The sequence below is a fragment of the Myxococcus sp. RHSTA-1-4 genome, from assembly GCF_020037125.1.
Lineage (GTDB): Bacteria > Myxococcota > Myxococcia > Myxococcales > Myxococcaceae > Myxococcus.
Genome location: NZ_JAIQDG010000045.1, coordinates 39,686 through 53,974 on the forward strand (window position 1 = coordinate 39,686; position 14,289 = coordinate 53,974).

10 protein-coding genes are annotated in these 14,289 nt (G+C 68.7%); 5 read left to right on the top strand and 5 right to left on the bottom strand.

The window, feature by feature from the left end:
* Positions 1 to 44 precede the first annotated feature (44 nt).
* A complete protein-coding gene (locus K8638_RS39375; RefSeq protein ID WP_223759897.1) occupies positions 45 to 1,682 on the bottom strand; it encodes a GMC family oxidoreductase in 1,638 nt (545 codons plus the stop codon).
* 376 nt (positions 1,683 to 2,058) lie between these two features.
* Between K8638_RS39375 and K8638_RS39380 the strand changes: the two genes are divergently transcribed.
* The 5 genes from K8638_RS39380 to K8638_RS39400 all read left to right on the top strand — a co-directional run bounded on the left by K8638_RS39380 (position 2,059) and on the right by K8638_RS39400 (position 8,915).
* Positions 2,059 to 3,141: a hypothetical protein gene (locus K8638_RS39380; protein WP_223759898.1), complete on the top strand. Its 1,083-nt coding sequence runs from the start codon at positions 2,059 to 2,061 to the stop codon at positions 3,139 to 3,141.
* 403 nt (positions 3,142 to 3,544) lie between these two features.
* Positions 3,545 to 4,564: a M12 family metallopeptidase gene (locus K8638_RS39385; RefSeq protein WP_223759899.1), complete on the top strand. Its 1,020-nt coding sequence runs from the start codon at positions 3,545 to 3,547 to the stop codon at positions 4,562 to 4,564.
* Between the two features lie 423 nt (positions 4,565 to 4,987).
* A complete protein-coding gene (locus K8638_RS39390; protein ID WP_223759900.1) occupies positions 4,988 to 5,542 on the top strand; it encodes a GNAT family N-acetyltransferase in 555 nt (184 codons plus the stop codon).
* Between the two features lie 474 nt (positions 5,543 to 6,016).
* Positions 6,017 to 6,865 carry an MbnP family copper-binding protein gene (locus tag K8638_RS39395; protein WP_223759901.1) on the top strand — a complete coding sequence of 283 codons (849 nt, stop codon included), beginning with the start codon at positions 6,017 to 6,019 and terminating at the stop codon, positions 6,863 to 6,865.
* Positions 6,866 to 6,923: 58 nt separating this feature from the next.
* Positions 6,924 to 8,915, top strand: a complete 1,992-nt coding sequence (locus tag K8638_RS39400) for an alginate lyase family protein (protein ID WP_223759902.1) — start codon at positions 6,924 to 6,926, stop codon at positions 8,913 to 8,915.
* On the opposite strand, the gene K8638_RS39405 is transcribed toward K8638_RS39400, so the two are convergent.
* The 4 genes from K8638_RS39405 to K8638_RS39420 form a co-directional block, all read right to left on the bottom strand.
* Entirely contained in the window at positions 8,916 to 10,652 is a 1,737-nt protein-coding gene (locus K8638_RS39405) for a chondroitinase-B domain-containing protein (protein WP_370644228.1), read from the bottom strand.
* Between the two features lie 288 nt (positions 10,653 to 10,940).
* Positions 10,941 to 11,504: a flavin reductase family protein gene (locus K8638_RS39410; protein ID WP_223759903.1), complete on the bottom strand. Its 564-nt coding sequence runs from the start codon at positions 11,502 to 11,504 to the stop codon at positions 10,941 to 10,943.
* Between the two features lie 85 nt (positions 11,505 to 11,589).
* Positions 11,590 to 11,937, bottom strand: a complete 348-nt coding sequence (locus tag K8638_RS39415; protein WP_223759904.1) for a YciI family protein — start codon at positions 11,935 to 11,937, stop codon at positions 11,590 to 11,592.
* A gap of 162 nt (positions 11,938 to 12,099) precedes the next feature.
* Complete coding sequence (locus K8638_RS39420) at positions 12,100 to 14,277, bottom strand: 3-hydroxyacyl-CoA dehydrogenase NAD-binding domain-containing protein (RefSeq protein ID WP_223759905.1); 2,178 nt, start codon at positions 14,275 to 14,277, stop codon at positions 12,100 to 12,102.
* Positions 14,278 to 14,289 lie beyond the last annotated feature (12 nt).

Sequence of the window (14,289 nt, forward strand, 5' to 3'; positions counted from 1 at the left end):
TTTCTCGCTCATGCTCGGAAGAGCGGCCCAACCGAGCCCCGCTGTCAGTCGATCTCGAGGAGCAGCCTGCCAGCGCGATCGCCGACCATCATGGACGCCGCATTGGTGTTCCCCGAGGGGACGGTGGGCATGATGGCGGCGCTCGCCAGCCGCAGCCCCTGCACACCCTTGACCCGGAGCAGGGGATCCACCACCGCCAGGTCGTCCGAGCCCATCCGGCACGTCCCCACTGAATGGAAGTCGCTCTCGGAGAACTTCCGGCTCGCCTCCTGGAGCTGCGCATCCGTGGAAACGTCTGGCCCTGGCGTGTGCTCCACGTCCTCCAGCCAGTCGCGCAGCCCGGGCGCTCCGAGCAGCTGCCGGATGGCCTTGTAACCCTCGAGCTGGTTGGCCATGTCCTCGGGCGTGCCCAGGAAGTTCGGATCAATGAGCGGGGCGTCTTTGAAGTCCGCCGAGCGCAGCTTCACGCTCCCTCGGCTTGTCGGGTGCAGGTTGATGAGCCCCAACGCCACCGCTTCGGAGGGGTAGGAAGCCCAGCCATACCGCATGTAATACGCCTGGACCTGGAACTTCGGCATACCTGGGCGTGGGCCTGCCCCGAAGAAGACGCTCACGTCCATGGTGGTGATATGCGATGCCGGCTCCGGCTGCCGCAGCTTCCTCACCGCCACCGAGACGAGGTGGTCGTGCAGGTTCTTGCCCACGCCCGGCACCGCCGCCACCACCGGGATGCCATGGGGCGACAGCTCCGCCGGATCGCCAATCCCCGAGAGCATCAGCAACTGCGGCGTCTGAATGGTGCCCGCGCAGACGATGACCTCGCGCGAAGCCTTCAGCGTCTGCTCCACTCCATCCTGGTCCAGGACCACCCCATCGGCCTTGTTGCCGCGCAAGGCGATGCGCTTCACGTGGGCCCCCATGAGAATGCTCAGCCGGGGGTTGTCGGCACTCGGCGCCAGGAGGGAGGAGAAGGCATCCAGGCGCCGGCCGTCCTCCGTCACGTTCAACTGGGTGTAACCCACGCCGAGTTGCTGCTCGCCGTTGTAGTCCGGGTTGACCGGATGGCCAAGGTTCGCGAACGCCTGGACCATGGCCTGGGATAGCGCACTACGGGCCGTCAGCGCCGAGGTCGGCTGGAGCGCTGCACGCACCCGCTGGAAGGAGGGCTGCACACCCTCGAAGTCCCAGCCAGGGCACCCCGCGGCGGCCCAGCCGTCGAAGTCGCCCTTGTTGCCATGCACCCAGACCATGCCGTTGATGGAGCTGGTTCCGCCCACCATCTTGCCGCAGGAGTAGGACTGCGGCCTGTCCATCAGCTCTCGCTGGGGCACGGACTTGTAGCCCCAATCCGCCTCGGAGCCGGGCTGCGTCAGCTTCCAGGCCTGGGTGAAGTCGCGGACCTCCTCGCGGTCGTTCGAGCCTCCCGCCTCGATCAGCAGGATGCGTGCCTTGGAGCTCGTCAGCAGCCTGGCGGCGAGCGTGCATCCCGCCGAGCCCGCCCCCACGATGATGTAGTCATATTCCGAGGTGGGCTCCGAGCAGCTGAAGAGCGTCTGGCTTCCCACTGTCGTGGCCGTCAGGCCGAGCAGGGTCAGGAAACCACGGCGGGAGATCCTCCCGGCCTGAAGCTGTTGGATGAGCTGCTCCTTGCTGGACCTTGGGGAGGAGGTCTTCTTCGTCATACGGCCAGACTCGCTGTGAAGGGGGACCAGGAACATACCTCCCCTCCCTGCCGCGGAGCAGCGCAGCGCCTCGTGGGCCGGTATCAGCCCTCCTCATTCTCCCAATGGAGCCCGGGTCAAGTCGGAGCAGACGGTGCTGTACGAGCAGTGCGGCTCTCCCGCACTTTGCGTGGTGTGCTGCGCGGGTTGGAATCCGCACTGAAGGTGTCTGAAACCTCGGCTTCCCGGAGAGAACGGTTCGAACCCAGTCGCGGCGTCCGCGCCTTCTTCCGTTCCGCCTTCGGCTCTGCACCCGCTGCGGGGAGCACCAGCCCGCCCCCTCGTAGGAGGCCCCCTTTCTCTTATCGGCATTCCACCGTTGAGCTAGAAGGCGCGCATGGTCCGCTCGCCTCTCCTCGTCCTGGCTCTCTCGGCAACGGTCGCGGTCGCCACCTCCTGCTCCTCGTCGGGGCCGGTATCGGACATCCCGAGCGTCCTGCGCTTCGACGCGACCCCCGCGGCCATCGCCCAGGGCGGGTCCGCCGAGCTGTCCTGGGAGGTCACCGGCGCGCAGAACGTTTCCATCGATCACGGCGTGGGTGAGGTGAGCGGAAGCTCGGTGCAGGTCAGCCCGACAGCGACGACGACGTACACGCTCACGGCGACCAACGAACACGGCAGCACCACCGCGAATACCACGGTCACGGTGAGCACGTCCGGTGGGACGAATCTCTCCGGGAGCCTCACGACGCGCACGCTGACGCTCGCGGGCTCGCCGTACCAGGTGACCGGGGATCTGACGGTGCCGGCGGGGAACCGGCTCACCCTCGAGCCCGGCGTCCGCCTGGTCTTCATGGGGCACTTCAAGCTCGCCGTGTTTGGGCGGATCACCGCGCGGGGCACCGCCGCGAGCCCCATCGTCTTCACCGCCGCCAATCCCACCACCGGCTGGGCCGGACTGCGGCTGGCGGCGACGTCGGATGCCGGTTCGGACATCCTCGAACACTGCATCTTCGAGTACGGCAACAAGGTCGGCGGTCAGGACGGCGCGGGCGCAGAGGGCTCTTACTCCGAGGTCGCCGGTGGCGCGCTCTGGATTGGCTCGCGTGCGAACGTGAACGTGAACCACAACGAGTTCCGCTTCAACAAGGCGCCCGCGTTCGGCGGCGCGCTGATGCTGATCTCGCCGACCAGCTCGGGTGTCGCCACCGGGAACAACTTCCACGACAACGAGTGCACCGGTCCGCGAACCCAGTTCCAGGGCGTGGGCGGGGCGGTCAACACGGCGCACCTCTCGGCCAGCACCCACTGGACGTTCCGCGACGGCGAGTTCCGCAACAACAAGGCACCGGAGGGCGGGGCGCTCTACTTCTTCGACAGCAGCGTGACGCTCGAAGGCATCGCGATGTCGGGCAACACCCCGCAGAACTGGGCGACGCCGGAGCCGCACCGGCTGACGATCCTCAACACGCCGAGGTAGCGCTCAGCTCCTGTCCGCGAGGATGCCGGGGGCCGCGGCGTTTCACTCAGCTTCCCACGCCGAGGACCACTTTCCCTCGGACATGCCCGCCCTCGGCGTACCCAAACGCGTCAGCGAGACGGGGCTCGCTCCACAGCGCACGCAGTTCACTCCACATGTCCGGGAGAGTACCGAACCCGATCCGGGCGCGGCTCGGCCGAAAGTACGACCGTCGCGCGAATGTCGGCCCATCCGCGGCAGCACCGGCCCGGCTCCCAGCAGGACCGGCGCCCGCCTGCCGGCGACGGGAGGAAGACCAGAGGAGCGGGCGACCGTCGCGCCGGGCTCGCGGGCCCACATGCACCTCGCCCGTGCGCGTCAGAGATTAGCGGAGGGAGAGAGCCAACGCAGAGGAGGGAAAGCCATGGCCGAGACAGACAGAATCCGCGACGTCCTCCGGCAGATTGCCGAGCTGGCCAATTCGGTGACGAGGGAAGGCGGGCCTTCGGAGCGGGGAGGCGTCCCTCGCGAGGAAGGCGTGGAGACGCTTCCGGCGAGCCAGGGCGGCTGCACGCTGAAGGCCCTGCCCAGCCGCCTGGTGGTGAGGGCGGCCGAGTATGCGCGCAAGGTCAACCCGGCCAACGCGCCGCAGCTGGCGCCGCTGGGCGCGGCGGGGCTGCGCATTCCGCAGGACCCGATGCGCATCGCCGTCCTGACATCGAAGTACTGGGGCGCGGCGACGCGTCAGCTGACGGTCAGCTTCATGGAGTCCACGCCGACCGACCTGCGGGCCCGCATCGTCAATCACCTGAACGCATGGGCGACGAGCGGGGGAGTCTCGTTCGTGCAGACGAGCGGCATCGGCGATGTCCGCATCTCCCGGGGCCAGGGCGGCTACTGGTCCTATCTCGGAACGGACATCCGGCTCATTCCGACGAACCGGCAGACGATGAACCTCGAGGGCTTCACGATGAACACGCCCGAGTCCGAGTACCGCCGGGTCGTCCGACACGAAGCGGGACACACGCTCGGCTTCCCGCACGAACACATGCGCCGCGAGCTCGTGGCCCGCATCGACCCGCAGAAGGCCTACGCGTACTTCCTCGCGACGTATGGGTGGGACAAGGAGACGGTCGACCAGCAGGTGCTCACGCCGCTCGATGAGCAGTCCATCTTCGGCACTCCCTCGGACCAGACCTCCATCATGTGCTACCAGCTCCCGGCGTCCATCACCCGCGACGGGAAGCCCATCGTGGGCGGCATGGACATCAACATGACGGACTATCTGTTCGCGGGTCTCATCTACCCGAGGTTCGGCTTCGGAGCGGCCGTTGCCGGCCGCGAGGTGGAGCCGGTGTACGAGGAGGAGCAGGCCCCCGCCGCGTCGCAGGCGTACGGCGCGCAGGACTGGGACGCGGCGCAGGACCCTCGGAACCTCATGTAGCCCGCGCCCATCCGGCCGCCTTCCGCAACGCGGCGATGGGAGGGGCGCGGTGCGGGCCGGGCCCCGTGGCACGCCGCCGTGCCACGGGAGTCTCCGTTGGGCCAACATCTACGGCTGGTGGGACCGGAACATGGGCAGGGGCGCCCACCTGGGAGGGTGAGACGACGGCGCAGGACCGCAACAGCCCCGCGCGCGCCGCCGTGATGGACCCCGTGCAGATGTGGGGCCATGCCCGCTCCGGCACCTCCTGTGGAGATGGCACTGGCTGGACGGCCTGGCCGAGCACAGCCGAACTCTGACTGGGTCTGGGTGTACGGCTATCCGGAGTGGAGCACGTCGAGCGTGGACGACGTGTGGAGCCGCGCTCCCGGGGGGCGTGGCACAATGCCGGGCATCGCCTTTCGAAGCGAAGGCAGGAGCCCCATGCCAGGAACGCATTCTCCCCTCAGCGTCGCCCCCGCCCTCGAGACCGAGCGCCTCGTCCTGCGCGGCCATGTGCTCGGCGACTTCGCTGATTCCGTCGCGCTGTGGGCAGACCCGGAGGTGACGCGCCACATCACCGGCAAGCCCTCCACCGAGGAAGAGACCTGGGCACGCCTGCTGCGCTACGTCGGACACTGGGCGCTGCTGGGGTTTGGCTACTGGGTGGTGCGGGAGAGGGCCACGGGGCGGTTCGTCGGTGAGGTCGGGTTCGCCGACTTCAAGCGGGATCTCACGCCCTCTATCGCCGGTGTGCCTGAAGCCGGCTGGGCGCTTGCGCCCTGGGCGCATGGCAAGGGTTATGCGACGGAGGCCGTCCGCGCCGCCCACACCTGGTGCGAGGCACGCTTCGGAGCGATACGGACCGTCTGCATCATCGCCCCGGAGAACACGGCCTCGCTTCGGGTAGCGGCGAGGTGCGACTTCAAGGAAGTCACCCGCACGACCTACAAGGGCGAACCGAGCATCCTCTTCGAGCGGAGGGGAGTCACTCCCTGACGATGGATGCGTGGCTGGAGCTGGCAGCCTACGTGGGGGTGTAATGCCGGACCGTGCCGGCACCTTCTCGAGTCCGCACCGCCCCCGAGGGCGAGGCAGAGGAATGCCCATCGGGGGTAGCAGGCTGCCCAACCCTGGGAAGGCTCGTCGTCATGGGAGCGAAATGACACGGCCGCCTGCCTGCCACTGTTCTGCCCGGAGGGCACTGGTGCTGTCGCGCCGGGCAACCCCTTCCTGGCCGCCCTGGCGGGTACGCTCCGTGCAGCCGACCGCTCGCGCGGTGGTCGTCACGCACGGGGCGGCGGGCCCTGGTTCACACTCGGAAGGGGGGGGCGGATGCATCCGGGAGGGGAGCGGTTGCGTGAGCGCGGGAAGGCGGGGCGGCTTGCGCTGCTCGCCGGCACAGCCGCACGGGGCCCGTCGGCCGCGTTCGGGTTGGGGGCACCGGGGAGGCGGCGAAGCGCGGGAAGTCTCATGCCTTACGTGCCCTCCCGGATGCACCTGATGCTCGTGCTCGTGGCGTCCGCGCTCCTGCTCGCCTGCGGTGGGGAGCGTCAGCTCTCGCTCCAGTTCGCCGCCCAGGTGCGCGGCGAGCCTCTGCGCTGCGATGCGCTCTACGAGAAGATCGGTGCCTCGGGGAGCACCCTCCAGTTGCTGGACTTCAAGGCGTATGTCCGCGGCGTCTCGCTGGTGCGCGAGAATGGGGACAGGCACCCCCTGGTGCTGGAGCAGGATGGGCGCTGGCAGCGCGAAACGGTCGCCATGCTGGACTTCGAGGACGGTACCGGCACCTGCAACACGGGCAGCCCGGAGCTCCGCACCGAGGTGGTGGGCTACGTGCGCGACTTCGACGACTACACCGGCGTGGAGTTCACGCTGGGGGTGCCGCCCGAGCTCAACCACAGGAATGTGGAATGGGTCGACCCACCCCTCAATGTTCCCAGCATGTGGTGGAGCTGGACGCACGGCTACAGGTTCCTCCGTCTCGACGTGCGCTCGGGTGGCAACAGGCCCTATGTCTTCCACGTCCGTGCCGACGGCTGCACGGGGACGCCAGACATCGGCGTCAAGTGCAGCGCCGAGAACCAGGGCACCCTCTTCCTCAAGGGCTTCGTTCCGGGGAAGAGCCGGGTCGTCTTCGACGTGGCCGCACTCTTCGCGCACACGGACTTCGAGAGCTCCGGGGACGGGATGACGGACCTCGTTGCAGGATGCCTCTCCAGCGCCGACGACCCGGAGTGTGCCTCGCTGTTCGCGCAGGTCGGGCTCGGCAGCGGGCCCATGGCCCCTGGCGGCGCGGACGCCTTCATTCGTGTGGAGTAGGTCCGGCGATGTTCGCGTGGACCGGACCGTGCGCCCCTCGGCAACGGAGTGATGAGACATGCCGCGACGATTGGGATTGAGGGCAGTATGCGGTGCTGTACTCCTCGGGCTGCTCACGAACTGCGGGCCGGAGAAGGAGCCGCCGGAAGGGCTCAACTCGGCGCAGGTGCTGAACATCGTCTGCGGGCGCGAGGATGCGAACCCGATGCAGAAGAAGGGCTGCGAGGGGAGGGCGTGCGTGGTGGAGGGCCACATCTTCGGAAAGGAGGTGGCCTACTTGTGGTTGGACGAGGGGGACCTGGAGAGCGCGAACCTCATCCTCGAGGACACCTGGCCCGTTCCCCGGTTCGACCCTGTCCACCTGCCGCCGCCGCTGACCTGGACGGAGGACCCCTACGGCGAGAAGTTCTGGCGCTACATCTTCTACGGGCTGCGGCCCACGGCCCACCTCCTGTGGGCCTTCCGCGAGACGGGCGAGCGGCGCTACCGCGACAAGCTCATGGACGTCTTCAGGAGCTTCGCCGCCGACAGCAAGAACTCCGTCTTCAGCCGGGACAAACACGGCACCGCCTACCGGGCCATGGTGTTCGTCAACTCGTACTGGAAGCTCAAGCACGCGGGCGCCCTCTCCAGGGAGGAGGCGCAGTTGCTCGAGCAGCTCATCCTCGAGGACGCGCGCTTCCTGGAGGACCCGAAGAATTTCGAGGCCGGGTTCAACCACGGGTTCGCCGAAGCGGCGGCGTTGCTGCTCATCGCGGAGAACTTCCCGCACTTCGAGGACGCGTCCCGCTGGCGCGAGCTCGCGCTCGCCCGCTACGACGATTTGCTCTCGGACATCATCGGCTCGGACGGCTTCATCATCGAGAACTCCGCCTATTACCAGTTCTACGTCTTCACCCAGGTGTATCAGCTGGCGCAGTGGGCTCGGACCCACGGCGTGGAGCTGCCCCCGCAGGTGTGGCCCGTGCTGGAGCGGATGGCCCGCTTTGCCTCCTACATCGTGCAGCCCGACGGGCACATTCCCATGCTCGGGGCGAGCCAGCGCCTCCTGGTGCGCAAGCACCAACCGGTGTTGCTCGCGCGGATGGGCGCGGTCTTCCCCGAGCTGGCGCACATGCTGACGGCAGGCATGTGCGGCAGCGCGCCCACCGAGCGCCTCGCCTTCTTCGAGAGCTCCGGCGTCGCCGTGCTGCGCTCCTCGTTCGACCCCGCCCTGGACTACAGGGAACAGACGCACCTGATATTCGACATGGGGCCCTACCGCACGGACCACAGCCACCTGGACGCCCTCAACGTGGTCCTCTACTCGGCCGGGCGCACGCTGCTGACCGACCCCGGGATGTTCACCGAGGAGCCGGGGGACGAGGAGGCCTACTTCCGCAGCACCCGCGCCCACAACACCGTGACGGTGGACGGGCTGGACCAGCGCGCGGGGCACGCAAGCCCCGGCCTGTCCGCACAGGGGGGGCGGTGGCTCTACCAGTCGGGCTTCCACACGCTGTACGAGGGGGTGGGCCACTGGCGCGCGGTGATGTTGCTGGAGAAGGACGTCGTCCTGGTGTTGGACCGGCTCACCTCGGAAGGCTCGCACCGCTTCGAGCAGCGCTGGCAGTTCCAGCCGGACCTCACTGTCTCCACGCAGGGCACCTCCACGTCCGTCACCGACAAGACGGGCAAGCGCGTCCTCCAGGTCACCCAGGCCCTGCCCGAGGGACTGTCCGTCTCCACGGTGCGCGGGGCCACCGGGCCGTACGACGGGTGGTACTCGGAAGACTACGAGGTGCGCAAGAAGGCGACGGTGCTCGTCTACCCGCGCGAGGGCGTCCAGGCCCACTACGCGACCCTCTTCACCAGCGGTCTGAACGCCACATCGCCGGTCCGAGTCTCCGCCTGGCCGCGGCCGGACGGGCTCGAGGTGCACGCTTGTGCCGCGGGCCGCGGCTATCACATCCGGGTGCAGCGGCCAGCCGGGACGGACGAGGCCGTCACCGTCACCACTGCACCCGCGGAGTGTGAGCGGGAGGAGGCCGGCGCCCCCGGCCCGCCCTGATTAGGGCGCGTGGGGGCCGACGTCCGCGGGGGTGAGCGGACGGCGCAAGGCAGGGCCGCTCGCCGCCTGGTCCGCACCCACGTCCAGCGCGCCGGTGCGCACCTGGGCATCCATGTCCGTGGTGAGCTGCAGGCCACTGGGGGAGGGGCGGGCCGCGCCGGCCACCGGGCTTCCGGCGGAGGGACGCATCAGGCCATCCCCCGCGCGCACCAGCCTGGGGTCCACCCGGACGTAGCCGTTGGACGGCATGTCACCGGGCGAGGCCGCGCCCCAGAGGATGTTGCCGGCGGCGGTGAACCCGTCCGGGGCTCGCTCGAAGTCCACCAACGTCCCCTGCTCACCGACGATGAGGTTGTTCTCCACGCGCAGGTCCCGGGCCGGGATGGGCCGTCTTGAGTCCGAGGAGCCGATCACCAGGTGGGTCGGGTTGTTGCCCACCAGGGTGTTGAAGGCCACCGTCACACGGGCGGCCACGCTGCAGTCGGTGCCCAGGCCCGTGTCCTCCTCGGTGCAGCCGCTGCTGAGGAGGAGCGTGCCCTGGGCGCCCGTGCCGGTGCTGCCCTCGATGTAGTTGTTGGTGATGAGGTGGTCGTGGCCGTAGATGCGCATGCCCCCCGCGTTGTTCAGGATGAAGTTGCCGTCCACCACCGTCTTGTTGCCGTGGCGCAGCACCAGCGAGCCCTTGTTGTTGCGCAGGGTGTTGCCGCGGAAGACGTTCTCCGAGCTCTTGTTGGAGATGACCTCGGGGTCACCGTTGCACTCCTCGAAGAGGTTCGCCTCCACGAGCGTGTGCGCGCTGATGGGGCCGCGCTTGCTGTCGCCAATCCGCAGGCACTCGCCACCCTCTTCGTCGAGGGTCAGCTTGTGGAAGTAGTTGTGGTCGATGCGGTCGTGCTGCGACATGCCCAGGCTTCCGTCCGGCGCGTCACCATAAACGGCGAGGAAGACGTTGGAGCTCGTCTTGTCGTGGAAGTGGTTGTGGTCGATGCGGTTGTAGCCACTGCCCGCGCCTTCGAGTCTCAGCCAGGTGCTGATGGACGTCGTGTCCTTGAGGGCGAGCTCGTTTCGGGTGAAGCGGACGTGGGTCGAGCCGACGATTCTCAGCGCGACGCCCCCCTCCGCCACCCCGTGCGTCAGCTTGAAGCCCCGCAGGATGACGTGGGAGGCGCCCTGCACGAGGAAGCTCGAGGAGCCTCCGATGGTCGCCCTGCCCACGGTCTGCGCCGTGATGACGATGGGGGCCTGTTCCGTCCCCTGGACCGACACCTTGATGGGGGGCGTGTTCGTATAGGTGCCATCGGCGAGCTCGATGCGGTCTCCCGGGATGGCGGAAGCAATCATGGTCCGCAGCTCGTCGAGGCTGCGTGCGGTGCGCGTCCGCTTGGGAGTGGGAAGGACATCGGCCTGCTCGGCGGGGGCCGGGGGAGTGCCGGGCTCCGTCGGGTCGGGGGCGGCAGGCCCGGTGTCAGGGGGGGGCTCAGGGGTGGGCTCAGGGGTTCCGGAGTCCTGCTCGGCAGGGGGGAGCGGGGGAGTGCCGGGCTCCGTCGTGTCGGGGGCGGCGGGCTCGGTGCCGGGGGTGGGTTCAGGGGTGCCGACGCCGGGGTCAGCAGGTCCGGCGACGGGCGCAGAGGGGATGGCGCCCGGAGAGGAGTCACCCGGCGAGGTCCCCTCTCCAGCTCCGCCACTGCTGCAGCCTGCCGACAGCAGGAGTGCGAAGGCCGTCACAGCGCATGCCACTTGAAGTTTCCGCAAACGACGTCTCCTCCAGCGGGCCCCGCGCGAGGCACACCGCCACGCGCGGGAGTGGTTTCCCGGGCGCGGCAGGAGCCACCCCTATCTGCGGGGCCCGCCTTCTTGTTGAGTGGAAGGCCCATCCCTCGCGCCGACGGGCGAGGGGCGAGCCTTGTGACGCACCCCTCAACGCAAGCACGGTGCTTGAATTCCAACTCAACCGTGCCCGCCCTCGGGCCGGGAGGGCGCGCCCTCCAGCGTCCGCTCCTGGAGGAGCCGAGCGGCGGAGGGAGGCTACTGCTGGTGGGCCTGCATCCGCTCACCCGTGGCGAAGAACACGCCGCCAGCCAGGTGGTGGATGGGGCGGTACTCCTCTCCGGCGCTGAAGTCCCACCCACCGTTCTTCCACACCGAGTCCTCGACCCATGCCGCGACGACCTCGGCGATGAACAGGTCGTACTTGCGCTGGACGTCCGGCTCGGCGAGCACGCGGCACTCCAGCCACCCCACGCAGCCCTCCACGAGCGGTGCCTGCACGCGGGAGGCGGGGGCGGCCCTCAACCCCGACGACGCCCACTTGTCCTCGTGGCGCCCGGAGGTCGAGCCCACGGCGTACACCTGGTCCAGCTGCGCGCGCGTGGGGACGCAGAGGGTGAGCTCACCCGAGGCGTCCACCAGCTCGCGGGTGAAGGTGCCCTCGGCAATGACGACGGAGACCTTGGGCGGCACGAAGTCGATGGGCATGGCCCAGGCGGCGGCCATCACGTTGGTGCGGCCCTGCGCGGCGCTCGTGACGAGCGTGGTGGGGCCGTGGTTGAGCAGCTTGTAGGCGCGGCGGAGCTCGAGCGGGACTCTCATGGCCCGAGCACTCTATCCAGGAAGATGGACCCGCCACACACCGCCCGCTGCCAGGGAGGCGACGTGGCCACGCGGGGGCAGGGGGCTACATGTCCGCCAACTGCCGGACCTCACACTCGACGTTCCATTCCTCGCCGTGCACCTCGAGGAAGCGCCTGGTCAGCTCGAGGGCTTCCTCCATCGAGCCGGCCTTGAGCAGCGCGTAGCCGCCGACCACCTCCTTCGCCTCGGTGAACGGCCCATCGGTGCGGCTGAACTTGCCGTGGTTGTTGCGAAGGCGGACGCCCGCGGAGGTGGGGTGCAGACCGGCGGTATCGAGCAGCACGCCCCTGGCGGTCATCTCCTCGATCAGTTTCCCCATGTCGGCCAGCATCTTCTCGCTGGGCCTCTGGCCGGTGTTCTCCTGGGCACGGACCATGGACAGGAAGCGCATGTGGTTCTCCTTCGTTTCGACGGCTCGGTGGATGAATCCGGGCAAAAAGGCCCGTTTCATGGAGGCGACGAACGACCGGGGATGGAATCGACACGGCCCTTCCCGGGAATTTTCTGCGGGACGCGCGGCTGCAAGGCAGCGCGCCCGCGGGAGGGAGCTACTTCACTTCAGCAGCTCGCCCTCTTCGGCCTTCTCCACGAGCGACGCGGGCGGCAGGAAGTGATTCCCGTAGCGCTCCGCCAGCTCGCGCGCGCGGAGGACGAAGCCTCGCGGCCCCGTGCCGGTCCGCCCCTCGTAGCCGTTGATGTACTGCACGACGCCGCCCGTCCACGCCGGGAAGCCGATGCCGAGGATGGAGCCCACGTTCGCATCCGCCACCGAGCGGAGCACGCCCTCGTCGAAGCAGCGCACCGTGTCGATGGCCTCGGCGAACAGCATCCGCTCCTTCATGTCCTCGAAGGGAATGGTGTATCCGGGCTTCGCGAAGTGCTGGGTCAGCCCCGGCCACAGCTGGGTGCGCTTGCCATCCACGTAGTCGTAGAAGCCCCCGCCGGTGGAGCGCCCCTTGCGCTGGTGCCGGTCAATCATCGCGTCGACGACGGCGTAGCTGCCGTGCTCCACCCACGGCTTGCCCGCGGCCAGGATGGCGGCCTTCGTCTCCTCGCGAATCTTGCGCGGCAGCGTCAGCGTGAGCTCGTCCATCAACTGAAGCGGCGCCGCGGGGTAGCCCGCCTGCAGGCCCGCCTGCTCGATGGACGCGGGCGCGATGCCCTCGCCCACCATGGCGATGGCCTCGTTGAGGAACGTGCCGATGACGCGGCTGGTGAAGAAGCCCCGGCTGTCGTTGACGACGATGGGCGTCTTCCCAATCTGCACCGCGATGTCGATGGCCTTCGCCAGCGTCGCATCGCTCGTCCCCTTGCCGGCGATGAGCTCCAGCAGCGGCATCTTGTCCACCGGGGAGAAGAAGTGCATGCCGACGAAGTCCGCCGGCCGCTTCACGCCCTCCGCGAGCAGGGTGATGGGCAGCGTGGACGTGTTGGAGGCCAGCACCGCGTCCGGAGCGACGACGTCCTGAACCTCCTGGAACACCTTGTGCTTGAGCTCCACGCTCTCGAAGACGGCCTCGATGACCAGGTCGCAGCCCGCGAGCGCCGCGGCGTCCGCGGTGGGGTGGATGCGCGCCAGGAGCGCGTCACCCTTCTCCTTCGTGACCTTGCCCTTCTCGATGCCCTTCTGCACCAGCTTGACGGAGTACTGTTTGCCCTTCTCGGCCGCGTCGGCGCTCACGTCCTTGAGGACCACGTCGATGCCCGCCTTGGCGCAGACATAGGCGATGCCAGCGCCCATCATGCCCGCGCCCAGCACTCCGACCTTCTTCGCCGTGTGCTGCGGGAAGCCCTTGGGACGGCCACCGCCCGAGTTGATGTGCTGCATGTCGAAGAAGAACGCCTGAATCATGTTCTTCGCGACCTGGCCGGTGACCAGCTCGGTGAAGTAGCGCGACTCGATGGTGAACGCGGTGTCGACGTCCACCTGCGTGCTTTCGACGGCCACGGCCATGATGGCGCGCGGCGCGGGCATGTTCGCGCCCTTGAGCTGCTTGCGCAGGTTGGCGGGGAAGGCGGGCAGGTTCGCCGCGAGGGACGGATGGGACGGGGTGCCTCCCGGAATCTTGTAGCCCTTCTGGTCCCACGGCTGCTGCGCGCTCGGGTTGGCCTTCACCCACGCCTTCGCCGCGGGCAGCAGCGCCTCCACCGAGTCCACCACCTCGTGCACGAGGCCGGCTTCCTTCGCCTCCTGTGGACGGTAGCGCTGGCCCTGGAGCAGGACCTTCATCAGCGCGTCCACGATGCCCAGCATCCGCACCGTGCGCACCACGCCGCCGCCACCGGGCAGCAGGCCCAGCGTCACTTCCGGCAGGCCCAGCTGCGCCCCCTTCACGTCGGCGACGATGCGCCGGTGGCACGCGAGCGCGATTTCCAGCCCGCCCCCGAGCGCCGCGCCGTTGATGGCGGCGACCACGGGCTTGCCCAGCGTCTCCAGCGTGCGCAGCTGCGCCTTGATTTCCTGCCCCAGCTCGAAGACCTGCTTCGCCTGCTCCTTCGTCACGCCGCGAAGGTCATTCAGGTCGCCACCGGCGAAGAACGTCTTCTTCGCGGAGGTGATGATGACGCCGGTGATGCTGTTCTTCTCCTGGACCAGGCGGTCCACCACCGCACGCATGGACTTCACGTAGGCGGCGTTCATGGTGTTCGCGGACTGGCTCGGGTCATCCAGCGTCAAGATGACGATGCCGTCGGCGTCTCGTTCCCAGCGGATGGTGTTCTGCTCGCTCATGGGTTCGCTCGA

What these genes read in the sequence shown, in the direction of transcription:
- K8638_RS39375 (WP_223759897.1), bottom strand. Translation starts at nt 1,682, where the DNA reads ATGACGAAGAAGACCTCCTCCCCAAGGTCCAGCAAGGAGCAGCTCATC.
- K8638_RS39380 (WP_223759898.1), top strand. Translation starts at nt 2,059, where the DNA reads ATGGTCCGCTCGCCTCTCCTCGTCCTGGCTCTCTCGGCAACGGTCGCG.
- K8638_RS39385 (WP_223759899.1), top strand. Translation starts at nt 3,545, where the DNA reads ATGGCCGAGACAGACAGAATCCGCGACGTCCTCCGGCAGATTGCCGAG.
- K8638_RS39390 (WP_223759900.1), top strand. Translation starts at nt 4,988, where the DNA reads ATGCCAGGAACGCATTCTCCCCTCAGCGTCGCCCCCGCCCTCGAGACC.
- K8638_RS39395 (WP_223759901.1), top strand. Translation starts at nt 6,017, where the DNA reads ATGCCTTACGTGCCCTCCCGGATGCACCTGATGCTCGTGCTCGTGGCG.
- K8638_RS39400 (WP_223759902.1), top strand. Translation starts at nt 6,924, where the DNA reads ATGCCGCGACGATTGGGATTGAGGGCAGTATGCGGTGCTGTACTCCTC.
- K8638_RS39410 (WP_223759903.1), bottom strand. Translation starts at nt 11,504, where the DNA reads ATGAGAGTCCCGCTCGAGCTCCGCCGCGCCTACAAGCTGCTCAACCAC.
- K8638_RS39415 (WP_223759904.1), bottom strand. Translation starts at nt 11,937, where the DNA reads ATGCGCTTCCTGTCCATGGTCCGTGCCCAGGAGAACACCGGCCAGAGG.
- K8638_RS39420 (WP_223759905.1), bottom strand. Translation starts at nt 14,277, where the DNA reads ATGAGCGAGCAGAACACCATCCGCTGGGAACGAGACGCCGACGGCATC.